Source organism: Veillonella fallax, assembly GCF_020687175.1.
Lineage (GTDB): Bacteria > Bacillota > Negativicutes > Veillonellales > Veillonellaceae > Veillonella > Veillonella fallax.
This window is the reverse complement of record NZ_JAJEQD010000002.1, coordinates 32,515-55,210: the sequence shown is the minus strand read 5'-3', so window position 1 is coordinate 55,210 and position 22,696 is coordinate 32,515. Positions and strand designations below refer to the sequence as shown.

Here is a 22,696-nt window from a genome sequence, read left to right as displayed (position 1 = left end):
ATTGTATAATTAAGAGTAAAAGAGTTTTATATTTATCATTATATTTAAAATTATTATTCAAGATGGCTCACTCTTAGGCCATACTTTACAGTAATATAAGATTTTCTATTTTAGGTTGTAGAGCATCTTCATTCTTTACAATCATTGGCGTATATACATGGAGGCACTATGTCCCTTACGAATACCTTTTCTGATCTTTGTAAAAGCTTCGCACCTGATGCGTTTGCCATCAATTATACATTAGCTAAGAACCCTGAACTTTCCAGCCATGAATTTGAATCCGTCAAAACGATTGGCGCCGTTCTTGAAAAACATGGCATGGATGTAACCTATGAATTCTGTAATTTACCAACAGCGTTCAAGGCTTCTGCTGTGAAAGTAGATAATCCAAAAGGTCGTTTGGCTATTCTTTGTGAATATGATGCATTGCCAGAGGTCGGCCATGCATGCGGTCATTCTGCCAGTGGCTCTATGAGTGTTCTGGCAGCATTAACATTACATAAAATGCAACAAGACGGCGTTGCTTTCAACATGGACATCGATATCATCGGTACACCTGATGAAGAAGCCACAGGTTGCAAGGTGGATATGTGTAACGCAGGGGTATTTAAAGACTATGATTTTGCTATCATGGTTCACCTTGATGGGGAAGAAACACGACCAAATTCACAATTCTTGGCGCTCGACTGTTTCCGCGCTCGCTATCACGGTAAACCAGCTCATGCAGCCGGTGAGCCTTGGAATGGTATCAACGCGGTAAACGGTGTGCAACTCGCTATTCATGCGATGGATATGATGCGTCAACAAGTACGTCCTGAAAGTCGTATTGGTACGTGGATCATTGCTGGTGGTACTGCATCCAATGTCATTCCTGAATTTGGCGAATTAGAGGTAACCGTACGTCACACTGAACGGGAATATTTGAATGGTCTATCTGAACAGATTAAGAACATCTTTGAAGGGGCCGCTCTCTGTACTAGCACTACTGTAGATGTAGAGTTCTATGGCAATCCTTATGATGATATGAACCAAAACCATAGAGGAACAGCTCTCATTGAAGACGTAATGTCTGATATGGGCATTGATTTCAAGCCAGGCCCAGCAGATATCGGGGGCAGCTCAGACATTGGTAATGTTAGCTATCAATGTGCTGCATTCCACCCTAAATTGCGACTCGCTGGGGAAGACAAGGTGTGTCACTCTAAAGAATTCGCTGCGGCTATGCTAGAATCTACCATTGAACAAACAATTGTGGACGGTGCTAATATCATAGGCCGTACCTTGTTACGATTGGTAGAAAATCCAGCTGTATTAGAAGAAATCGTTGCTGAATTTAATGCATCTAAATAAAGCGTTTTCTATATCTATCAGGATGGCTGTAATAGTATAGGTAAAATTCGTGGTCTTTTTCAGATCTATTAATGATAGATGATAATGAGATGTTTCCATTTATGAAGCTCTGAATTTTGGTGAAATAGGCACCTAACTCACGGTCGTGATAATAGAGTGCCCAGACCACGTTATTTCCCGCGATGACTGGAATGTACTTAAACTCAAGGAATTCAAATAAACCAGCGATAGTGATATCATCTGGTACGGTAAATTCTTCGCGATGATGATTCATATCATCGCCTGCACAAACTGCATCTCTATCAATTATGATGCGCATATAGTTTCACTTCCTATTTATGCCTTATATACTATCTATGTCTTACATACTATCTGTGTATCCTTTTAACAGATATATTTGTAACTATTACTGTACTACTGATTGAAAATAATATCTATCTATTTATATACCATATTAAAGGAGGCTTTATGTCCTCAACTGAAATATTACAAATTAAAAACTATATAGGTCTTACCGGTGATAAACCCATCCGATTCATTGCATCTGATGTGGACGGCACATTGGTTAACGATGCCAAGTCCATCCCCGATGATGCTATAGAGGCGATTCGTGCAGCTCGTGAAAGCGGCATTCGTGTAGCTATCGCTTCTGGTCGTGCTTGGAATGAGATGAATGATGTTATCGAGAAATTACCATGTTTACGCTACTTTATGTGTACCAATGGTGCTTATGTAATGGATAAGGATGAAAATCGTACGCTGTTCCATGTAATATTTGATAAAGAACAAGCCATTTATTTATTGCGTAAACTTTTAACCTATGGCGTTTATGTAGAGGCCTATGTGAAAGACAAAATCTTTGGCATGTATCCGCCGTCTCGATGCATTACACCGGAACGTTTATGTGCTTGTGCAGATGAACGTAATGAGGGCGATGGCAGTAATACAAAGAGTTCTCATAGCGTAATGAATAATCATATTTCTGCTGATACAGAAGGTCATCTGCCTGGTGAAACCCATGATCACTATGCTTTGGCTGAAGGTGATGCAGCAGCGAATACAAAGATGTCTGAGTGTGAAGTCGAACAGTCTAATTTCTTCTTTAGACCTAATATTCGTCCATTTATCTTAGCAACACGTACGATGGTGCCTGATTTACTGGCTCATATGGAAGCCTTAGACGAAGGCCCTGAAAAGATGCAAATCTTCTACGGTGATGAGCCTATGCGCCAACACATCTTACAAGACTTACGCGATGAATACCAAGGTATGTCTCATGACGGTACAGGCCGTGAACGTTTTTATGATGTACTACTCTCTAGTGAAGGTAACTTAGAATTCGTATTACCACATACCACAAAGGGGACAGCTGTTGAGGCTTTAGCCAGTCATTGGGGCTTTAGTCCAGACGAAGTAATGACACTGGGTGATAGTGAAAACGATCTATCCATGCTACGCTTTGCCGGTGCTAGCGTTGCTATGGGTAATGGTAAACCGAATATTAAAGAAGCAGCGCGCTACGTGGCTACAGATAACAACCACCAAGGCGTAGCAAAGGCTATCTATTCAGCTATTGCGTATAATAATGAATTACTTAAGAAATCGTAATCATATCTCAAATTAAAGATACTACCAGTTAAAAATAAATACTTTTAACTGGTAGTATCTGAAAAACTATATATATTCCTTTGTCGTTTTATATCAAAATAGCAGGAGGTGATGTAAATGGGGAATCTAAAATTTCATATTGATGATACTTGTGTTAAGTGTGGTGCATGTGCCGTGGATTGTCCTGTTCAGTGCATCACCAAAGGGGAGACTCGATTTAATATTGGGAAAGGCTGTATCGGCTGTGGCGATTGTTATTCCATCTGTCCGGTTGGGGCCGTCAAAATGTCTAAACGCGAGGATCATAAAGAGTAGGATTTAACATAAAGAGCTGGCCAGAGTAGGATATAGTTGGTAGTTGTTGGAATAGCTTAGGTTCATTTCGGGGAAATACATTAAAATCCGAACATTAAAATCTTTTCTATAAATTTCATACGGAATATATGGAGTCCATATACTTCGTATGGTATAATGAAATGTAATGAAAATTAGCGTTTGCTTCGAAAAAACGCACCCCCAGTACAGAAATGTATGGGCATTAAAAATTAGTGAATATACTTTCACAAATAGATGCATATGGAGGAAGGCATGGAAAACAAGGAATTTGTTATTGTTGTTGACTTTGGTGGTCAATATAATCAATTGATCGCGCGCCGTGTTCGTGAAAATCACGTATACTGCGAAGTATATCCATACAACAAAGCGCTGGACAAAATTAAAGAATTAAAACCGCAAGGTATCATCTTCACAGGTGGCCCTAACAGCGTGTATGAAGAAAACTCTCCAAAAATCGGAAAAGAGATTTTTGAACTTGGTATTCCTATCCTTGGCATGTGCTATGGTATGCAATTTATGGCGCATACATTAGGTGGCGAAGTTAAATCTGCAGATAACCGTGAATTTGGTAAAACACCTACTAAAGTGGATACTACATCCCCATTGTTCAAAGGCTTGGACGAAGACCAAGTTGTTTGGATGTCCCACGTTGATTATGTAGCAAAAGTACCTGAAGGTTTCGAAATCATTGCTCATACAAAGGACTGCCCTGTTGCATCTATGCAAAATAAAGAGCGTAAATTATACGCTATGCAATATCATGCAGAGGTATTGCACACTGAACATGGTAAAGAAATGCTTCACAACTTCTTGTACGAAGTATGTGGTTTCACAGGCACATGGACAATGGCAAACTATGCAAAAACTGCTATTGAAGAAATCCGTAACACTGTAGGCGATGGCAAAGTATTGTTGGCATTGTCCGGCGGTGTAGACAGCTCCGTTGCAGCAGCTCTTATTTCTAAAGCTGTTGGCGACCAATTGACTTGTATCTTCGTTGACCATGGTTTAATGCGTAAAAACGAAGGCGACGAAGTAGAAGCAGCTTTCAAAGATTCCGGCATGCATTTCATCCGCGTCGATGCAGAAAAACGTTTCTTAGATAAATTGGCTGGTCTTGAAGATCCAGAAGCAAAACGTAAAGCTATCGGCGAAGAATTCATCCGCGTATTTGAAGACGAAGGTCGTAAAATTGGTTCTGTTGACTACTTAGCGCAAGGTACAATCTACCCTGACGTTATCGAGTCCGGTACTGGCGAAGCTGAAGTTATCAAATCTCATCATAACGTAGGCGGCTTGCCTGCAGTTGTAGACTTCAAAGGCCTTATCGAACCATTGCGTAACCTCTTCAAAGACGAAGTGCGTGAACTTGGTTCTGAATTAGGCTTGGCTGACTACCTCGTATGGCGTCAACCATTCCCAGGTCCTGGTCTTGCTATTCGTGTAATGGGCGAAATCACTAAAGAAAAACTTGATATCTTGCGTGATGCGGACTACATCTTCCGTGACGAAATTGCAAAAGCTGGTCTAGATCGCAGCATCAACCAATACTTTGCAGTATTAACATCTACACGTACTGTAGGCGTTATGGGTGACTTCCGTACATACGATTACACATTGGCATTGCGTGGCGTAACAACAACAGACTTCATGACTGCTGACTGGGCGCGCATCCCTTACGACGTATTGGACACAATCTCCCGTCGTATCGTAAACGAAGTACAACACATCAACCGTATCGTGTACGATATTACATCTAAACCACCTGCTACAATTGAGTGGGAATAAGATGGTTTGCTTAATATATTTAACATATAAAAATACATAATATAATTTAGTCATCCAAAGAGTCTATCTTTGGATGACTTTTTTTATATCGTTTTTTTATGTATTTTTAAATGGTTAATAGATATTTAGTCTTAGTGATTACAGTGGTAAAAGTATGATAGTTTTTTGTACTATGAAAAATAAATGAATTAAAGATATATTCTGAATATCTAAGATGTTATAATAAAAAATATTAGGATTTATAGTATATTTACTAGATTATGCGGATTTTATGAAAATAATCTTGACTTGTAAGTTTTAATGAGGATGGTATATAAGTTATGGCAGCAAAAAACAATACAGATATTGGGTTTGAAAAACAAATATGGGATGCGGCTTGTGTTCTTTGGGGACATATTCCTGCTGCAGAATATCGAAAAGTAATTGTAGGGTTAATATTTCTTCGTTACATATCGAGTGCTTTTGAGAAACGCTATGAAGAGCTTATAAAAGAAGGCGACGGATTTGAAAATGATAGAGATGCATATGCAGAAGAAAATATTTTCTTTGTTCCAGAAGAAGCGCGGTGGAGTACAATTGCATCTGCTGCACATACACCTGAAATTGGACTTGTTATTGATAATGCAATGAGAGCTATTGAAAAAGAGAATACAACACTTAAAAATGTGTTACCTAAGAATTATGCTAGTCCTGATTTAGATAAAAGAGTACTTGGTGAAGTTGTTGATCTTTTTACTAATGAAGTCAAAATGGACGGTACCGAGTCGAGTAAGGATTTATTGGGAAGAACATATGAATATTGTATTGCTCAATTTGCTTCTTATGAAGGCACTAAGGGTGGTGAGTTTTATACACCGTCGAGTATCGTTAAAACTATTGTATCTATTTTGAAACCATTTAATAATTGTCGCGTATATGATCCTTGTTGTGGTAGTGGTGGCATGTTTGTGCAAAGTGAGAAATTTGTACAAGCTCATAGTGGTAATAGAGGAACTATCTCTGTTTATGGTCAAGAATCGAATGCTGACACTTGGAAGATGGCAAAAATGAATATGGCAATTCGTGGTATCGATGCAAACTTTGGCCCATATCAGGCAGATACATTCTTCAATGACTTACATAAAACATTAAAAGCCGATTTTATTATGGCAAATCCACCGTTTAATCTATCTAATTGGGGACAGGAAAAGCTAAAGGATGATGTCCGCTGGAAATATGGCTTACCGCCTGCAAGTAATGCGAACTATGCGTGGATTCAGCATATGATACATCATCTTGGTTCGAATGGGAAAATCGGCCTTGTTTTGGCAAATGGTGCACTATCGTCGCAAACTAGTGGTGAGGGTGATATTAGAAAAAATATTATTGAAGCGGATCTCGTGGAAGGTATTGTAGCTTTACCTACTCAACTTTTTTACAGTGTTACTATTCCAGTTACACTATGGTTTATTACAAAAAATAAAAAGCGGAAAGGAGAAACCTTATTTATTGATGCGCGTAAAATGGGCTATATGGTTGATAGAAAACATAGAGACTTTACAGAAGGAATACAAGATGATGGACGTTTAGGTGATATTGACTTGTTGGCAAAAACATTTGAAGACTTCCAAAATGGCGTGTTAGATGAGGAACAAGGGTTTTCTGCTATAGCTACAATAGAAGACATAGCTAAACAGGACTATGTTTTGACTCCTGGTAGATATGTAGGTATTGAAGAACAGAAAGATGATGGAGAGCCGTTTGAAGAAAAAATGGCAAGATTGACCTTAGAACTTTCAGGTATGTTCAAAGAATCTCATGAATTAGAACGGGAAATTAGGCAGAAACTGGGGGCGATTGGGTATGAAGTGTAAACTTTCTGAGGTAATGGACTTAATTGGTGGCGGTACCCCAAAAACTAGTAAACCCGAATACTGGAATGGAAATATTCCGTGGATATCTGTTAAAGATTTTAATAATGACTTTCGATATGTATATAAAACAGAGAAATCAATAACGCAACTAGGATTGCAAAAATCATCAACTAAACTTTTACAAAGGGGGGATGTGATAATTTCTGCAAGAGGGACAGTTGGTGAAATCGCAACAATTCCATTTGCTATGGCGTTTAATCAATCTTGTTACGGACTTAGAGCAAAAAAAGGAATGGTTACGAGCGATTATCTATATTACTTAATAAAACACAATGTTTCAGTATTAAAAAAAAATACTCATGGGTCGGTATTTGATACTATAACACGAAATACTTTTGATAATATAGAAGTTGAAATTCCGAGTATTAAAATACAACAAAAGATATCTTCAATATTAAATGACTATGACAAAAAAATTGAATTAAATAATGCTATAAACAATAATTTAGCGGCTTAAAAACCTATATTGGAAATGTCAATTTCACCAGACATCAATCGTAGTAGTAGCAAGTCTCTCGTCTTTGCAAGTATCAAATTTTCAACCTGATTGTTAATAATCAGTTCAAACATAGGCGCAGTCTGTAAATTAAAGTTATTTATCTCGTCTGTTTGAGGAATGACACAAGGAATAGACATTATATCGGATGCACTGATGTTGGGCTGAGCACTTCCTTGACCACGATTAATAATTTCTGAGATTATTTCTGGTTGCTTGAGTGTACAATATATAAAAGGAATTTTATTAATCGGATTTTCGCCAAGGAAAAATTTTCCTACACGCTGATTAACCAGTATTGTTTTATGCATTTTCGGTACCATTGTGAATTTTCCAATGGTTGCCCCTGTCATGGCAATGAGGAGATCTCCTCCAGAAACAATGAAATCTTTTGCGAGTGATATTTTATCTTCTGAAACATGGGAGCAGTTAGATAGATTTAAATAATCTTGATTTATAGAGCCTATTTTTATAACAGGAATCCCGGAATCTTGCCACCACTTACTTTTGAAAGCAAAACCAGATTTGAGAGTACAATAATCACCGATACATCCGTCTTTTGAGGCACTGTTAATTAGGGTATCAAATATGTAAAGGGATTGCTGAAGTAAATTATTGTTTAGCGCTTAAATATGATTTAACTTCTATGGGTGGATGGAATTAATTTTAGGGGACTTCCACCCCATAGTCGTTCTCTAATAATTTATAAAGGGAGAATTGACTATGAAAGAAAATTTAATTAAAGATGTTCTTCAAGAGATGTTACAGTACCTAAATAATGTACAGAGTGTAAAGTTACAAGAAGTATTACATAATATCTTTACAAGATATGAAGTAGTGGAAAGTAAGCAACAAGATGATAATTTAAAACGCAATTATTTAGAACTGTTTTTGGCAGCTAAACGAATTGAGGGCTGTTCTGATAAATCTCTTAAATACTATAAAGCAACTATTGAACGTATGGTTAACGCTATTAGTAAAAGTGTAAATCATATTGAGACTGATGATATAAGAAATTATTTGATTAAGTATCAGGAACAAAATAAATCTAGTAAAGTTACAATTGATAATATTCGTCGGATTCTTTCAAGTTTCTTTTCTTGGCTTGAGGAAGAGGACTATATATTAAAAAGTCCTGTTAGACGAATACATAAGGTAAGAACAGGTTCAAATATTAAGGAAACCTACTCAGATGAAGTGATGGAACTTATGAGAGATAATTGCTCTGAACTGAGAGATTTAGCCATTATAGATATGTTGGCATCAACGGGAGTTCGTGTTGGAGAAATGGTTTTACTTAATAGGACGGATGTTAATTTTAATGAGCGAGAGTGTATTGTATTTGGTAAAGGAAATAAGGCTCGAGTTGTTTATTTTGATGCCCGGACAAAAATACATTTGCAAAACTATTTAAAAAGTAGGAATGATAATAATTTGGCCTTGTTTGTATCCTTGAAGGCACCTCATGATAGATTACAAATTGGTGGAGTGGAAGCACGGCTAAGACGATTAGGAAAGTTATTGGGAATACATAAGGTACATCCGCATAAATTTCGAAGGACATTGGCTACTATGGCAATAGATAAAGGAATGCCCATTGAGCAATTACAGCAACTTTTGGGACATAAAAAGATAGATACGACCTTACAGTATGCAATGGTCAAACAGAGCAATGTAAAAATATCTCATCAAAGATATATAGGATAGGAGGTAAATATGGCAGAATGGATAGATTGTAAAATAGCTGATTTGGGAACTGTTATTGGTGGGGCAACTCCTTCGACAAAGAAATTAGAATATTATGAAAATGGAAGTATTGCATGGATAACTCCTAAAGATCTATCTACATTTAGGGGACGTTATATCCGCCGTGGTGAAAGAAATATTACTGAGCTAGGTTTAAAAAGTTGTTCGACGCAGTTGTTACCAAAGAATACGGTCCTATTTTCTTCAAGAGCACCAATCGGTTATATAGCTATTGCCGAGAATGAGTTGTGTACAAATCAGGGATTTAAAAGTGTTATCCCAAATGAAAATACAGATCCTTTGTTTTTATATTATTTGCTTAAATATAATAAAAATAAAATTGAAGGTATGGGAAGTGGAACAACATTCAAAGAAGTATCAGGAAACACGATGAAGAATATTGTTGTTTCAGTTCCACGAGATAAGAAAGTACAAGAACAAATATCGTCAATACTTGGAGCTATTGATAATAAAATCGAATCGAATGAAAAAATAAACAATAATTTAGAGCATCAAGCTCAAGCAATTTTCAAGAATAGTTTTGTTGATTTTAGTCCGTTTGATGGTATACAACCTCATAGTTGGACTATAAGTTCACTTGGCGCAATTACTAATATGGTAGCTGGTGGAGATAAACCAAAGGTTATTTCTACGATTCAAACAGAAGCATGTCCATACCCTATTTATGCGAACGGATTAAGAGAAAATGGGTTATACGGTTATACTAATACGCCTAAAATATGTGATGAAAGTGTTACAGTATCAGCGCGAGGTACAGTTGGTTTTGTATGTATACGCCATACACCATATGTGCCTATCGTTCGTCTAGTTGCATTAATACCTAATATAGAGCTAGTTAGTGTAAAATATTTATATTTATACCTTAAACAGCTTAATATCACGGGAACAGGAACCACACAACAGCAACTTACAATACCTGATTTCAAAAAGACCCCAATTCTTATTCCTGATAAAGAAACAATGTCTAAATTTACAAATGTTATTACACCATTATTTTTAAAAATATGGGCGAATGAAAAAGAAAATTCAAAGCTTTTAGCTTTAAGAGATACTCTTTTACCCCAGTTGATGTCTGGTAAGTTGGAGGTATCTGAGATTAACATCTAATTCAATAAATTATTGTTTATTGTATATATTGGAAAAATTGCTATGGAAAGCGTATTTTAATAATAGAGAGATATAAATATATTAGTGTAGAGTTTTAAGGGCAAAATTATCTTTTTTATAGGGAGTAAAATAATGCTAAATTTTTTTCGAGAGGAAGATTATGAAAAATCATTAATTGAATTATTTCAAAATGATTTAGAGTATGAATATGTGTATGGCCCAGATATAGAAAGAGATTTTTATAGTCCCTTCTATGAAGACGTTTTAATTGAGTCTTTATATCGCATAAATCATGGTGCAACTAATGATGCGATTCAGGATGCATTATTTAAACTTAAAAATTTTGAAAATGGGGAGCTTGTACAGAAGAATGCTATCTTTATGGATTACTTACAGAATGGTATTCCTGTAAGATATTTTGTTGATGGAGAAGAGCGTTCTTCAATTGTTTATCTTGTCGATTATAAGAACTCTGAGAATAATTCATTTGTTGTAGCCAATCAATGGACTTTCATTGAAAACAGTAATAAACGTCCTGATCTCATCCTATTTCTAAATGGGCTACCAATAGTATTAATGGAACTTAAGTCTCCTTCTCGTGAAGAAACAGATGCTTCTGAGGCATATAGACAGCTTCGTAACTATATGCAAGAGATTCCATCAATGTTCATTTATAATGCTATTTGTGTTATGAGTGATCAGTTGATTTCTAAAGCGGGTACAATTACTTCAGGTGAAGACCGTTTTATGGAGTGGAAAACAAAAGACGGTAATTATGAGAATACCCAATATGCACAGTTTGATACATTCTTTGAGGGAATATTCCAAAAAGAACGATTGCTTGATATTATTAAGAACTTTATTTGTTTCTCAAATGAAGGAATAAATAGCTATAAAATCCTTGCTGGATATCATCAGTATTTTGCAGTAAAAAAGGCTATTGAATCGACTAAGCATGCTACTGTTACTGATGGTAAGGGTGGAGTTTTTTGGCATACTCAAGGTAGTGGTAAGTCTCTTTCTATGGTATTCTATGCTCATTTGTTGCAGGAAGCTTTAGATAGTCCTACTATTGTTGTTCTTACTGATAGAAATGATCTTGATGATCAACTCTATAGTCAGTTTGTAAAGTGTAAAGACTTTTTACGACAAGAGCCGTTACAAGCAGAAAGTAGAGAAAATCTTAAAACCTTACTTGCTGGGAGACAGGCAAATGGTATTATTTTTACTACGATGCAAAAGTTCGAGGAATCGGATGAACCTTTATCTGAACGTCATAATATTATAGTTATGGCGGATGAAGCACATAGAGGACAATATGGGCTTGCTGAAAAAATTAAGATTACCAAGAATGAATCTGGTGAGGAAGTAGCAAAACGTGTCATTGGTACCGCCAGACTTATTCGTAATACATTGCCTAATGCTACGTATATTGGTTTCACAGGAACACCTATTTCTTCAAAAGACCGTAGTACGCGGGAGGTCTTTGGCGATTATATCGATATCTATGATATGACGCAGTCTGTTGAAGATGGTGCAACACGACCTGTTTACTATGAAAGTCGTGTTATCAGATTGAACCTTGATCAAGCTACATTGAGGTTGATTGATGCTGAATATGATTTAATGTCTCTAAATGCTGATCGTGAAGTTATAGAGAAAAGTAAACATGAGCTAGGACAGATGGAAGCCATTCTTGGTAATGATAATACTCTAGATTCTCTTGTGCATGATATTCTTGATCACTATGAAAATAATAGGGAGTATTTACTTACAGGCAAGGCAATGATTGTTGCATATTCTCGTTCTATTGCCATGAAAATCTATAAACGTATCTTAGAACTTAGGCCCAATTGGGAAGAAAAAGTTGCTGTAGTCATGACTTCTGGTAATAATGATCCAGAAGAGTGGCGACAAATTATTGGTAACAAGCATCATAAAAACGAACTTGCTAAGAAATTTAAGGATAATAATAGTCCTTTAAAGATTGCTATAGTTGTTGATATGTGGCTAACGGGTTTTGATGTTCCGTCTCTTGCTACCATGTATATTTACAAGCCTATGACTGGACATAATCTAATGCAAGCCATTGCTCGTGTTAATCGTGTATTCCGTGATAAAGAAGGCGGGCTTATTGTTGATTATGTGGGGATTGCTACTGCTTTAAAGCAGGCGATGAACGATTATACATCTCGTGATAAAAAAAATTATGGTGATACGGATGTTTCTATGGTCGCATATCCTAAATTTTTAGAAAAATTGTCTATATGCCGTGATATATTCCATGGATATGATTATTCTAAATTTAAAAGTGGTACGGACCTTGAAAGAGCTAAAACTATTAGTGGTGCAGTGAATTTCATTATGGATAAAGAACGGGCAGAGGATAAGGATGTATTTGTAAAAGAATCCCTTATGCTTCATCAAGCACTCTCTCTTTGTTCTTCCTTAGTTAATGAAGATGATAGATTTGAAGCAGCATTCTTTGAAGCTGTTCGTGTACTTGTTTTGAGACTTACTAATACTGGCGTTGGTAAAAAGATTTCATTACCAGAGATGAATGCAAGAATAAACGAACTTTTAAAACATAGTATTAAGAGTGATGGTGTAATTAATTTATTCTCTGATATTAAAGAAGAGTTCTCTTTATTCGACCCTAAATTCTTGCAAGATATTGCTAATATGAAGGAAAAGAATCTTGCAATTGAATTGTTGAAGAGGTTAATTTCCAACCAAGTTTCTGTTTATCGCAGAACAAATGTAGTTAAGTCTGAAAAATTTAGCGAAATTATGCAACGCTCTATCAATGCTTATTTAAATGGGATGCTAACAAATGAAGAAGTTATTGCTGAGATGTTAAAACTAGCAAAACAAATCGCGGCTGATAGACAAGAAGGGGAAAAACTTGGTTTAACTGCAGATGAGTTAGCCTTTTACGATGCATTGGTAAAACCACAGGCTATAAAAGACTTTTATGAAAATGAAGAGCTAATCTCAATAACGAAAGAATTGGCTGAGACCCTACGTAAGAATAGGACCATAGATTGGCAAAAACGTGAATCAGCAAGAGCCAAAATGCGTATGATCATTAAAAAGCTTTTGAAAAAGCACAAATACCCTCCAGAAGGGATGGATGATGCAGTTCAAACTGTAATAACACAATGCGAGCTATGGACGGATAATTATGATATGGAAGAAGAACACAAAGTTTATTCCTATCCGATGCAAACTGAGAAACCGTTATGCCTAGTTGCCGATAATATAGGGAAGTAAGATTATAGTAGGGATAATACAATTATTTATGAGTAAAAGGTAGTTTATATAGGCTATATAAGTAAAATCGGTAGGGGCAATAAACTTGTTTTGAAAGTTTAATAGTATTAATCAAAGGGAATAAGGAGAGTTGTTATGTCGAAGTTAAATATTGATCAACAAACGATAAAGGAATTGTTTACTAATAAACGTGCTGATTTTTTAATACCAGATTATCAAAGACCATATGCTTGGGATATTTCTGAATGTCACACCTTGTGGGATGATATATTTTTATTTGCGTTTCCAGATGATGATTTCTCGAAGTTTGATCCAGAGGGGGATGAATATTTTCTTGGTCCTATTGTTACGTTTAAAAATAGTGATAATAAACTAGAAATTATTGATGGACAACAACGTTTAACAACATTGATGTTATTGTTGAGAGCTTTTTATTCATTTTTTGGAAATATGAAAGATGATAACTCCAAAAAAACAGCAGAGGACATATCTAAGTGTATCTGGAAAACTGATGAGTTCGGAACTCCTGATACAAACAAATTAAAAATAGACTCTGAAGTTACGTCTGACGATGATAAGCATGAATTTTTATCAATTCTTAAAACAGGTATAGTCGAGGATTCACAAAAAAGTGAGTATGCGAGGAATTATCGATTTTTTACGGAACAGATAAATACTTTTTTAGTACAATATCCAACATATTTTGCATATTTACCAAATAGGCTTATGAATAACTGTATTCTTCTTCCAATTGAGGCTGAATCGCAAGAAACTGCACTTAGAATATTCTCTACACTAAATGATAGGGGTAAACCTCTTTCTGATACAGATATTTTCAAAGCTCAATTCTATAAGTATTATAAAGAGAACAATAAAAAGGATGAATTTATAAAAAGATGGAAACAATTGGACGAAATCTCTGACAAAATTTTCTCATCAGTATCGGGTTCATCTATGGACGAACTATTTACACGTTACATGTATTATGAACGTGCAAAAATGAAGATTAAAAACACTACAACGGAAGCATTGCGCAAATTTTATGAGAAAGATGGCTATAGCCTTTTAAAGAAAGATGAAACACTAACTAATTTAGAGGTTTTAGCAAGCTTCTGGGTAAATGTTGCAGAACAAGATGATAGTGTCTTTTCTGATAAAGTTCTAAAAAATCTATCTGTTTTAAATTATGCCCCAAATGGTATGTGGGCGTACTTAACTTCCGTGTATTTTATGCAAAATAAAGACAGTAAAGGAATGCTTGAGGATAAATCATTTGGTGAGTTCCTTGATAAAATTATTGCCTTTATTTGGGCTTATGCAATTATGAGACCTGGCGTGAATGCATTAAGGACACCTGTTTATCCGGAGATGATTAATATTATAAATAACCAGAAAGTGTCATTTAATGATTATAAATTTGATGAAAGTGACGTAAAGCTAGCATTAGAGAATTATCTTTTTACAAATGGCAGACCAATTACTAAATCGATGCTTGCGTGGTGGATGTATACAAATGATAAACAAGATTTGTTCTTATTAGATACAAAAGTAGAGATAGAACATATTTATGCTAAAAAAAGACAAGAAAATGAAAATGGTTTAATTGATAAAAGGAATTTAGAATCACTAGGTAATAAAGCTCTACTTGAAAAAGCGATTAACATTCGTGCTTCAGATTATCGGTTTATAGATAAACTGAAATATTATAAGGGGTTTGTAACTGATAAAGGTAAAGTTAGAGAAGGTACAAAAAATAAGGAATTATTTGATTTATCATCTAATTTTAATGATTTTAAAGAAACAGATATTATAGAACGAAAAAATCTAATTATTTCTACCTTTATTGATTATCTTCGTCAGAATGATCTATTACTTAATTAGAATATGCTTTTCTTACCTGTAAATTAATATATTATGAGAGCGGTAGTAATAAAATATCAAGCTTTATCCATATGTTAATTTAACTTATCTATTAACTTAATAAGTGAGATTAATGTCATAATTAATTTAATACTAAATAGTTTTGGGGAGATGATTTTAAGGAGGATTCGTATGGGGAGATCAGTAGCTAATGAGTTGCTTGATAAATCAAAAGAAGCAATGATATCTGCGGTACAAATTTATAATAATCCTTTGATTAGATTTAAATCTGAAATGTTTATTATTACAGCAATTATTTCTTGGACATATCTTATGCATGCTTATTATAGAAAAAAGGGGGTAGAATATAGATATTATCGTCAAAGAGGGCAAAGAAAAAAATTTGATAAAACTAAAAATGGAGCATATAAACATTGGGAATTAGAACGATGTATTAATGAAGAGCAATCTCCGTTAGATAAAGGGACCGCTAATAATTTGAGGTTTTTAATAGGAATAAGACATGAGATTGAGCACCAGAAAACAGATAGTATTGATGAATATATTGGTGCAAAACTACAAGCATGTGCCTTAAACTATAGTAGAGAGTTAGTTAAAATGTTTGGCGAAGAGCATAATATAAGAGATAATCTGAGTTTAGCAATTCAATTTTCACCAATAACACCTGAACAGGAGTCATTATTAAGGTCGGCATCGGAAGATATTATTCCGAGTAATATAAGAAATTTTATTTCAACCTTTGAATCTGAATTAGATGATGAGGAATTAAGGTCATTAAGTTATTCATATAAAATTGTATATATTCCGATGCAAGTAAATAGAGCTAATCAGGCTGACAAGGCCATAGAATTTATTTCTCCGGAAAACATTAATTCAAAAGATGTAGAGCGTGTATTAATAAAGGCCGTTGAAAAGCAAAAGTTTTTACCTAGTGAAATTGTGAAGATGATGAATGATGAAGGGTATTCGTGGTTTACCATGTATAAGCATACACAGTTGTGGCATGAAAAAGATGCTAAAAATAAAAAATATAATTTTGGAGTACAAGTGGCTAAGCAGTGGTATTGGTATGAAAACTGGGTTTATGTAGTTAGAGAGCATTGCCAAAGGAGTGACCCTTAATGAGGTGTATTTGAGAAATACAATATGGATATATTAGTAGTCCTTGTCTATGAAAATACTATGCTAGATACGGATCTCTTTATCATAGATAATGCTAATATTGTTAAGGAATTAAAGCTATGGAGACTTTGAAAGATTTTTTAGATAGTGACATATATTTAGATATTATAAAAGAACTAGGTGTCGACAACTTTAATCAAGATTTACAAAGTGTTGAAATAGAAGAACTAAAAAATCGATTGAGACAAAGGCAATTCTTACTAGAAGGATTTAATTATAAGGTGCTTTCAGACAAAGAGATGGTACAGTTTTACACGCAAATGATAGAAGAATATGGAAAGGATATTATCGTTTGGTCTAAAAAGTTTTTGCAATATAGCGACGATACTATTGCGGAACAACCTGATGGTGAATTTCCTATAGGTGAAGAACTGTCTAAAGATGACGAATCAACTGTAATTGAAATAGGAAAATACTCTATAACAAGTATTGGTTTGTATATAATTGAATTTGACCTCTTGAAGAATCATCAAGAGATATTAGCTGATTATTATAAAAGATTGCGTATTCCTAGGGCTGCGAAATATGCAAAAGAAGTGATAGAATTATATAAAGAGGTTTTTAGCTAAGATATTTAGATATATTAAATCAGGAGGTTTCCTCTGGCACAACAATCACTTGCTTTTGCCTTAATAAATGCTTGATTTCCTCTCGGGCTGTCATAATCTGGTGGAACCCAAAGGAAAGTGTTAGTGACTAGTTTAATAATTAAGCCAATAGATTACACAATCTATTGGCTTTTATGTTGTATGAAAAAACTGGTATACTGATTTTAGACTAATAAATATTATGTTTTAGATGTTAGATCGTGAAACTGAGGAACTATGAAAACCACAAAATCTTTTGGCGAGTATCCCAAATATTCTCTCCATGATGCGAGGGTCCAGAAAATAGGATATGAAGATGATAATTTGATCCTTACTTTTGAGTACATTTTCTCTTATGAGAATGGTGTTGAACAAACTCATAAGGCTCAAGTTGTGTTTGAGACGTGCGATATGGATGATTTAGAAATTCTCGTCTTTAATAGTACAATATTAGATACCTTCACAGGTAAAAGAATTGAGTTACCTCAGTATCAGCAGGAATATAGTGAAAGTGAATTTGAGGTCATTACGGAGACCTATAACTGGGGGCGAGCTGTGCTGCAAGGTTGGTTATGGACCGAAGGAAATCCCATACATTGTATAATGAACATATACTTTAAAGGTGATATGGTATATGTAGTTGAATGAGGCGTAACATGAGCGATTTAGATTTTACTATTTGCTGTACAGTTACTTTCTTCACCGAGAAGAGGAGAACTCCACCGAATCTGAATAATGGAAAGTATTGCCCTCATCTTGTTATAAAGGGCTCTGATCAGCTGTTAAGTGTAAACTTTATTGATGGTGAAGATGTTATCTTTGATAAATCAATACGTGCCAATGCGTTGCCGGTAAACGAAGATATAGATTATTCTGCACTACAAGAGGGTACGGAGTTTCTTATCGTGGAAGGTAGTGCTATTGTTGGAGAAGGGCTTGTAAAAGAAATCTTTCAACATAAGCCACATGGGGAAAAATAATTGTAGAGTATTATATCCGTTGGAGTTTACATGATTAAAATTATTGATGGCAAACCGTATTTAGATCAAGTAAAAGAGTTGATTACTGAGTATACGCAGTGGCTTGGTCGCGATTTGTCCTTTCAGAATTTAGATAAGGAATTAGCAGATATAGCAGAAAAATATACGGCACCAAATGGTGAATTATTGGTTGCTATTGATGATAATGATGTCGTGCTCGGCATGGTGGCGTATTATCAGCATAGCGATACCCGTTGTGAAATGAAACGCCTCTATGTACGTCCCGAAGGGCGTGGTCATGCTCTCGGGGATCGTCTGATTGAAAGTATCATAGACCATGCTAAGACTTCTGGATATAAAGAAATGGTGCTAGATACAATTGAGCCGTTGCAAGCAGCGATACATTTGTATAAGAAGCATGGCTTTGTTGAATGCGAACCGTACTATCATAATCCTATGGACGATGTTATCTACATGAGCAAGGAACTCGATTAAAGGATCTTACCTAATAGAGATGATTTAGTTTTATAGTCTCTTTAATTGTTGGATAGAATTAAATTGATACTATTTATTTGATAGCATATATCTCAAGCGTTGGTGGAGGAGCTTTTATGGAGATTACATATACTGAGGAGCGAAATTTTACATCCCAGCAAGTAGCAGATTTATTTCTGTCTGTTCGTTGGGTGGTAGGTAAATATCCTGATCGATTACACAAGGCGCTCATGAATTCCTCTCGTGTGATTAGTGCGTGGGATGGCGACCGTTTAGTGGGCCTTATCCGCGTCATGGATGATAGTGAGCTCGTGTGTTTCATCAATTATGTGCTAGTTCATCCTGATTATCACGGCCAAGGTATTGCTGGTCATTTGCTAGAAATGGTGAAAGATGCTTACAAGTCTTACTTGTACATTAATGTTATGATTGGTGAAAGTAAAAATGCTCCATTCTATGAAAAGTATGGTTTTAAAATTAAAGACGATTCATTGCCGATGCAATATCGTAATGTGCCTAAATATACGAAAAAATAATTGCTAGATAATCTATATTGAAGGAAATTTGTAAAATTATTAATATAAGGCTACACATCACTCATGGAATGTGTAGCCTTTGTTTTATAAACAGTATATACTAAAACGGATATGTAGATACGATGGAGAAAGATATGGATATATTAATACGAAAAGCGACAACAGCTGATTTAGATTTAGTGACACGTATAGAAGCAACTTGTTTTCCTCCTGCTGAAGCGGCACCTCGTGAGGCTTTTAAGGAACGGTTAGACCATTATGCCGGTCAATTTTTAATTGCCTTCGACGATGATACACCGATTGGTTTTATCGATGGATTTGTAACAAATGATGAAATCTTAACGGATGAAATGTTCGCTGATGCTTCACTGCATAACCCTAACGGTGCATGGCAGATGATATTTGGTTTAAATACGATGCCAGAATACCGCAATCGCGGTGTAGGTGGTCAGTTAATTGAGGCATTTATCGACCTTGCGAGAGAGGAAAACCGTAAAGGTGTTATTTTGACATGTAAGGAAGAAAAGATTCACTATTACGCCAAGTTTGGTTTTGTAAATGAAGGCGAATCGGAGTCTGATCATGGTGGAGCTAAATGGTACCAAATGCGGATTGCATTTTAGATTAAAAGGAGCTGAATTTTAATTGATTTCAGCTCCTTTTTGTTGGAAAAGTATGTATTTTAGAGGTGTCTGATTAACGTTAATTAAATAATTTCTTTAACTTGCGCCACGCCTTTATCGGTCAGCATATAGTATCCATTTGTTACATATAACAAGCCTTGCTTCTTAAGGTGTGATGCGGCTTGGTGTGTATAGTCTGGCTTCCAGTTCAAGTGTTCGTGAATGGTTCCGATACCGTTTTCAATGGCCGCCACAGGTGTATTCATATGGGTGTAGATGTGGCAGAGCATCATCGTTTCTCGATAGTGACGACGCAAGTGGCGTTGACGAAGATAGGTTGCGATATAGCCAGTCTTTGGCGTACAAATTACGGCAATTAATAAAGCAACACCGATTGTCGTTGCGATAGCGCCTGCAATGGATACGTCTAGGGTGAAAGCGACTTCCGTACCGATGACGGCACAGATAATGCCGATGATGATACTGCTAGTGAGCATGGCTTTCACAGAGTCCGTCCATAAATAAGCGATGACCGCAGGCCCGATCATGAGGCCAATAACGAGGATGGCACCTACCGCTTGGAAGGAGGCCACCACAGTGAGGGATACCATGGTCATGAGCACGTAGTGGATGAGGGCGGGCATGAAGCCGAAAAGCCCTGCTAATAGTGGATCGAAGGTGGATAGCTGCAATTCCTTGTAGAAGAGCATAACTAATACGAGGTTGATGACCGCTACCCCAAGGGAGATCCATAGTGATACAGGACCTAAGTCGGTGCCGTTTACAATCCATCTGTCGAATGGAGCGAACGCGATTTCCCCTAGAAGTGCCGTATCTACGTCAAGGTGTGCGTTGCCGCTATAGAGACTGACGAGGATGATGGCAATGGAGAAGAGGAGAGGGAAGATGATACCGATAGATGCGTCTTCGTTGACGAGGCCCGTGTTATGAACCATCTCTGTAAGCCATACCGTTCCTACGCCGACTAAGGTTGCCCCTACTAGAAGTAAGGGGGAGTTTAAGTCTTCCGTTACAAAGAAAGCGAGCACGATGCCCAGAAATACGGTATGCGTAATGGCGTCGGCCATCATGGACATGCGGCGCAGCACGAGGAATACGCCAGGGATAGCGCACGCGATGGATACTGCAATAGCGATGAGTAAAATCTCTGTATGTACTGTCATGGGGCACCTCTTTTCCGGAATTGCCACAAAATGCCTCTATTAGGTGCAAATATGAGGCTCAACAGTACGATAACCGACAGAATGACGATGATTGCAGGCCCTGTAGGCAGTTTTTGTACTGTTGTACTCCAAAGGGTACCGCCAATGGCAGACACCATGCCGAAACATCCTGCTAGTATACACATAGTACCTAACTTGTTTGTCCACTGACGGGCCCCTACGGCCGGTGCAATGAGGAGAGAACTGATTAAGATAGCACCTACTGATTGAATACCGATGATGATGGTCATGATCAATAGTGAACGATATAAAATGAGTGTAAAGGTGACGGGAATTTGCAATGTTTTAGCATATTCTACGTCGAAAGAGATGAGCTTTAGCTCTTTCCAAAATAAGGCTGTTAAAACGATAATAATGAGCGCTGCCGCCGATGTAATGTACACATCGCGAGCTAATATGGTGGCGGCCTGTCCAAATATAAATTTTGAAAGTCCCGCCTGACCTGCATTGTTTAGACTTTGAAGGTAGGTGAGTAGAACCATACCAAGACCAAAGAAAGCAGATAGTATAGTAGCCAAAGCGCCATCGAATTTGATTTTACTGTTTTCTACGGTGATGGTAATGAGCCACGCCGCAGTGATAGAGGACAGGGCAGCACCTATAATCAGTACTTCAATGTCTTTTATACCGGTCAGCAAGAACGCGATGACTACACCAGGCAGTGCCGCGTGGGAGAGGCCATCACCAATGAGGCTTTCCTTGCGTAGTACTGCAAAGGTGCCTGCAATACCACTGGCAAGGCCTAAGAGCGCTGTGCCGAGCAACACCATCTGCGTCGTGTAGGATTGGAGTATAGTCATACAATCCTCCCCTTGCCGTAGGTGCGCTCGATGGCTTCTTCAGTAAAGGTATCTACTACGGGGCCATAGGCAATAGTTTGCTTATTGACCATCGTTACCCAGTCGAAATACTGAGGCACCGTATTTAAATCGTGGTGTACGACGATAACCGTTTTGCCCCGCGCTTTCATTTCTTGTAATAGAGAAATAATAGCGTGCTCCGTCGTTTTGTCGACGCCCTTGAAGGGCTCGTCCATGAGGTAAATATCTGCCTCTTGTACGAGGGCTCTCGCGAGGAATACACGCTGTTGTTGGCCCCCTGAAAGTTGACGGATTTGTCTATTTACGTAGTCGCTCATGCCCATTTTTTCAATCATGGAGAGGGCGAGCTCCTTATCCTTTTTACTTGGTCGTTTGAACCAACCTAGATGACCATAGCGGCCCATAAGGACAACGTCTAATACGGTAGTAGGAAAGTCCCAGTCTACGCTGCCGCTTTGAGGGACATAGGCGATTTTCTTGTAATCCTTTTTGTCCATTGCAAGGTGGTGGTCGATATAAAACTTAACACTACCTGAGATAACTGTTAATAGGCCTAACATGGCCTTTAATAATGTAGATTTACCAGCTCCATTAGGGCCGACGATAGCCGCTAAGGAACCGATGGGTACCTTCATATCTACGTCCCATAATACGGGTTTTGTCGTATAGGCTACGGTCATATCTTCAACTTCAACGGCCCATTCCATAG

Annotated in this window: 22 protein-coding genes; 17 read left to right on the top strand and 5 right to left on the bottom strand. The window is 36.8% G+C overall.

Features of this window, described 5'->3' with window-relative positions; all coding sequences use genetic code 11:
- Positions 1–168 precede the first annotated feature (168 nt).
- Positions 169–1,350: an amidohydrolase gene (locus tag LKD20_RS01125; RefSeq protein ID WP_227720593.1), complete on the top strand. Its 1,182-nt coding sequence runs from the start codon at positions 169–171 to the stop codon at positions 1,348–1,350.
- Here the strand turns inward: LKD20_RS01125 and LKD20_RS01120 are convergent.
- Entirely contained in the window at positions 1,343–1,669 is a 327-nt protein-coding gene (locus tag LKD20_RS01120; protein ID WP_227720590.1) for a hypothetical protein, read from the bottom strand. The two genes, LKD20_RS01125 and LKD20_RS01120, sit on opposite strands and share 8 nt — an antisense overlap.
- Positions 1,670–1,818: 149 nt before the next feature.
- Here LKD20_RS01120 and LKD20_RS01115 point away from each other — a divergent pair, with 149 nt between their 5' ends.
- The 5 genes from LKD20_RS01115 to LKD20_RS01095 all read left to right on the top strand — a co-directional run bounded on the left by LKD20_RS01115 (position 1,819) and on the right by LKD20_RS01095 (position 7,452).
- Complete coding sequence (locus LKD20_RS01115; protein ID WP_227720588.1) at positions 1,819–2,958, top strand: HAD hydrolase family protein; 1,140 nt, start codon at positions 1,819–1,821, stop codon at positions 2,956–2,958.
- A 117-nt stretch (positions 2,959–3,075) separates the two neighbouring features.
- Positions 3,076–3,273, top strand: coding sequence for a 4Fe-4S binding protein (locus tag LKD20_RS01110; RefSeq protein ID WP_227720587.1), 198 nt, complete (start codon positions 3,076–3,078; stop codon positions 3,271–3,273).
- 273 nt (positions 3,274–3,546) lie between these two features.
- Positions 3,547–5,082 carry a glutamine-hydrolyzing GMP synthase gene (gene guaA / locus LKD20_RS01105; RefSeq protein WP_227720580.1) on the top strand — a complete coding sequence of 512 codons (1,536 nt, stop codon included), beginning with the start codon at positions 3,547–3,549 and terminating at the stop codon, positions 5,080–5,082.
- A 320-nt stretch (positions 5,083–5,402) separates the two neighbouring features.
- Complete coding sequence (locus tag LKD20_RS01100) at positions 5,403–6,935, top strand: type I restriction-modification system subunit M (protein WP_227720578.1); 1,533 nt, start codon at positions 5,403–5,405, stop codon at positions 6,933–6,935.
- Complete coding sequence (locus tag LKD20_RS01095) at positions 6,925–7,452, top strand: restriction endonuclease subunit S (protein ID WP_227720576.1); 528 nt, start codon at positions 6,925–6,927, stop codon at positions 7,450–7,452. Before LKD20_RS01100 ends, LKD20_RS01095 begins: the two co-directional genes overlap by 11 nt.
- On the opposite strand, the gene LKD20_RS01090 is transcribed toward LKD20_RS01095, so the two are convergent.
- On the bottom strand, positions 7,449–8,039 hold the full coding sequence (locus tag LKD20_RS01090) for a restriction endonuclease subunit S (protein ID WP_227720699.1): 591 nt from the start codon (positions 8,037–8,039) through the stop codon (positions 7,449–7,451). The two genes, LKD20_RS01095 and LKD20_RS01090, sit on opposite strands and share 4 nt — an antisense overlap.
- 175 nt (positions 8,040–8,214) lie before the next feature.
- Between LKD20_RS01090 and xerA the strand changes: the two genes are divergently transcribed.
- The 11 genes from xerA to LKD20_RS01035 all read left to right on the top strand — a co-directional run bounded on the left by xerA (position 8,215) and on the right by LKD20_RS01035 (position 19,922).
- A complete protein-coding gene (gene xerA, locus LKD20_RS01085) occupies positions 8,215–9,198 on the top strand; it encodes a site-specific tyrosine recombinase/integron integrase (protein WP_227720569.1) in 984 nt (327 codons plus the stop codon).
- 9 nt (positions 9,199–9,207) lie between these two features.
- A complete protein-coding gene (locus LKD20_RS01080; RefSeq protein ID WP_227720566.1) occupies positions 9,208–10,365 on the top strand; it encodes a restriction endonuclease subunit S in 1,158 nt (385 codons plus the stop codon).
- A gap of 132 nt (positions 10,366–10,497) precedes the next feature.
- On the top strand, positions 10,498–13,638 hold the full coding sequence (locus LKD20_RS01075) for a type I restriction endonuclease subunit R (RefSeq protein ID WP_227720564.1): 3,141 nt from the start codon (positions 10,498–10,500) through the stop codon (positions 13,636–13,638).
- A 135-nt stretch (positions 13,639–13,773) separates the two neighbouring features.
- On the top strand, positions 13,774–15,519 hold the full coding sequence (locus LKD20_RS01070; RefSeq protein WP_227720562.1) for a DUF262 domain-containing protein: 1,746 nt from the start codon (positions 13,774–13,776) through the stop codon (positions 15,517–15,519).
- 171 nt (positions 15,520–15,690) lie between these two features.
- A complete protein-coding gene (locus LKD20_RS01065) occupies positions 15,691–16,641 on the top strand; it encodes a DUF3644 domain-containing protein (protein ID WP_227720560.1) in 951 nt (316 codons plus the stop codon).
- A gap of 119 nt (positions 16,642–16,760) precedes the next feature.
- Positions 16,761–17,270 (top strand): hypothetical protein, encoded by a 510-nt coding sequence (locus LKD20_RS01060; RefSeq protein ID WP_227720559.1) that lies wholly within the window; start codon positions 16,761–16,763, stop codon positions 17,268–17,270.
- A 255-nt stretch (positions 17,271–17,525) separates the two neighbouring features.
- Entirely contained in the window at positions 17,526–17,936 is a 411-nt protein-coding gene (locus tag LKD20_RS01055; protein WP_227720557.1) for a hypothetical protein, read from the top strand.
- An 8-nt stretch (positions 17,937–17,944) separates the two neighbouring features.
- Positions 17,945–18,268 (top strand): hypothetical protein, encoded by a 324-nt coding sequence (locus LKD20_RS01050; protein ID WP_227720554.1) that lies wholly within the window; start codon positions 17,945–17,947, stop codon positions 18,266–18,268.
- 30 nt (positions 18,269–18,298) lie between these two features.
- Positions 18,299–18,763 carry a GNAT family N-acetyltransferase gene (locus tag LKD20_RS01045; protein WP_227720552.1) on the top strand — a complete coding sequence of 155 codons (465 nt, stop codon included), beginning with the start codon at positions 18,299–18,301 and terminating at the stop codon, positions 18,761–18,763.
- 116 nt (positions 18,764–18,879) lie between these two features.
- Entirely contained in the window at positions 18,880–19,299 is a 420-nt protein-coding gene (locus tag LKD20_RS01040; RefSeq protein WP_227720549.1) for a GNAT family N-acetyltransferase, read from the top strand.
- A 134-nt stretch (positions 19,300–19,433) separates the two neighbouring features.
- Positions 19,434–19,922 carry a GNAT family N-acetyltransferase gene (locus LKD20_RS01035; protein WP_227720547.1) on the top strand — a complete coding sequence of 163 codons (489 nt, stop codon included), beginning with the start codon at positions 19,434–19,436 and terminating at the stop codon, positions 19,920–19,922.
- Positions 19,923–20,005: 83 nt separating this feature from the next.
- Here LKD20_RS01035 and LKD20_RS01030 read toward each other — a convergent pair whose 3' ends face one another.
- Genes LKD20_RS01030 through LKD20_RS01020 form a run of 3 tightly spaced genes read right to left on the bottom strand, consistent with a single transcriptional unit; the run spans position 20,006 to position 22,694 of the window.
- A complete protein-coding gene (locus LKD20_RS01030; RefSeq protein WP_227720540.1) occupies positions 20,006–21,106 on the bottom strand; it encodes a metal ABC transporter permease in 1,101 nt (366 codons plus the stop codon).
- Positions 21,103–21,966: a metal ABC transporter permease gene (locus tag LKD20_RS01025; RefSeq protein WP_005378254.1), complete on the bottom strand. Its 864-nt coding sequence runs from the start codon at positions 21,964–21,966 to the stop codon at positions 21,103–21,105. Before LKD20_RS01025 ends, LKD20_RS01030 begins: the two co-directional genes overlap by 4 nt.
- Complete coding sequence (locus LKD20_RS01020) at positions 21,963–22,694, bottom strand: metal ABC transporter ATP-binding protein (protein WP_227720538.1); 732 nt, start codon at positions 22,692–22,694, stop codon at positions 21,963–21,965. The genes LKD20_RS01025 and LKD20_RS01020 overlap by 4 nt, the downstream gene beginning before the upstream one ends.
- Between the last annotated feature and the right edge of the window lie 2 nt (positions 22,695–22,696).

What these genes read in the sequence shown, in the direction of transcription:
- LKD20_RS01040 (WP_227720549.1), top strand. Translation starts at nt 18,880, where the DNA reads ATGGAGATTACATATACTGAGGAGCGAAATTTTACATCCCAGCAAGTA.
- LKD20_RS01065 (WP_227720560.1), top strand. Translation starts at nt 15,691, where the DNA reads ATGGGGAGATCAGTAGCTAATGAGTTGCTTGATAAATCAAAAGAAGCA.
- LKD20_RS01020 (WP_227720538.1), bottom strand. Translation starts at nt 22,694, where the DNA reads ATGGAATGGGCCGTTGAAGTTGAAGATATGACCGTAGCCTATACGACA.
- LKD20_RS01045 (WP_227720552.1), top strand. Translation starts at nt 18,299, where the DNA reads ATGATTAAAATTATTGATGGCAAACCGTATTTAGATCAAGTAAAAGAG.
- LKD20_RS01120 (WP_227720590.1), bottom strand. Translation starts at nt 1,669, where the DNA reads ATGCGCATCATAATTGATAGAGATGCAGTTTGTGCAGGCGATGATATG.
- LKD20_RS01055 (WP_227720557.1), top strand. Translation starts at nt 17,526, where the DNA reads ATGAAAACCACAAAATCTTTTGGCGAGTATCCCAAATATTCTCTCCAT.
- LKD20_RS01125 (WP_227720593.1), top strand. Translation starts at nt 169, where the DNA reads ATGTCCCTTACGAATACCTTTTCTGATCTTTGTAAAAGCTTCGCACCT.
- LKD20_RS01075 (WP_227720564.1), top strand. Translation starts at nt 10,498, where the DNA reads ATGCTAAATTTTTTTCGAGAGGAAGATTATGAAAAATCATTAATTGAA.
- LKD20_RS01030 (WP_227720540.1), bottom strand. Translation starts at nt 21,106, where the DNA reads ATGACAGTACATACAGAGATTTTACTCATCGCTATTGCAGTATCCATC.
- LKD20_RS01025 (WP_005378254.1), bottom strand. Translation starts at nt 21,966, where the DNA reads ATGACTATACTCCAATCCTACACGACGCAGATGGTGTTGCTCGGCACA.
- LKD20_RS01100 (WP_227720578.1), top strand. Translation starts at nt 5,403, where the DNA reads ATGGCAGCAAAAAACAATACAGATATTGGGTTTGAAAAACAAATATGG.
- LKD20_RS01060 (WP_227720559.1), top strand. Translation starts at nt 16,761, where the DNA reads ATGGAGACTTTGAAAGATTTTTTAGATAGTGACATATATTTAGATATT.
- LKD20_RS01080 (WP_227720566.1), top strand. Translation starts at nt 9,208, where the DNA reads ATGGCAGAATGGATAGATTGTAAAATAGCTGATTTGGGAACTGTTATT.
- LKD20_RS01095 (WP_227720576.1), top strand. Translation starts at nt 6,925, where the DNA reads ATGAAGTGTAAACTTTCTGAGGTAATGGACTTAATTGGTGGCGGTACC.
- xerA (WP_227720569.1), top strand. Translation starts at nt 8,215, where the DNA reads ATGAAAGAAAATTTAATTAAAGATGTTCTTCAAGAGATGTTACAGTAC.
- LKD20_RS01050 (WP_227720554.1), top strand. Translation starts at nt 17,945, where the DNA reads ATGAGCGATTTAGATTTTACTATTTGCTGTACAGTTACTTTCTTCACC.
- LKD20_RS01035 (WP_227720547.1), top strand. Translation starts at nt 19,434, where the DNA reads ATGGATATATTAATACGAAAAGCGACAACAGCTGATTTAGATTTAGTG.
- guaA (WP_227720580.1), top strand. Translation starts at nt 3,547, where the DNA reads ATGGAAAACAAGGAATTTGTTATTGTTGTTGACTTTGGTGGTCAATAT.
- LKD20_RS01115 (WP_227720588.1), top strand. Translation starts at nt 1,819, where the DNA reads ATGTCCTCAACTGAAATATTACAAATTAAAAACTATATAGGTCTTACC.
- LKD20_RS01110 (WP_227720587.1), top strand. Translation starts at nt 3,076, where the DNA reads ATGGGGAATCTAAAATTTCATATTGATGATACTTGTGTTAAGTGTGGT.
- LKD20_RS01070 (WP_227720562.1), top strand. Translation starts at nt 13,774, where the DNA reads ATGTCGAAGTTAAATATTGATCAACAAACGATAAAGGAATTGTTTACT.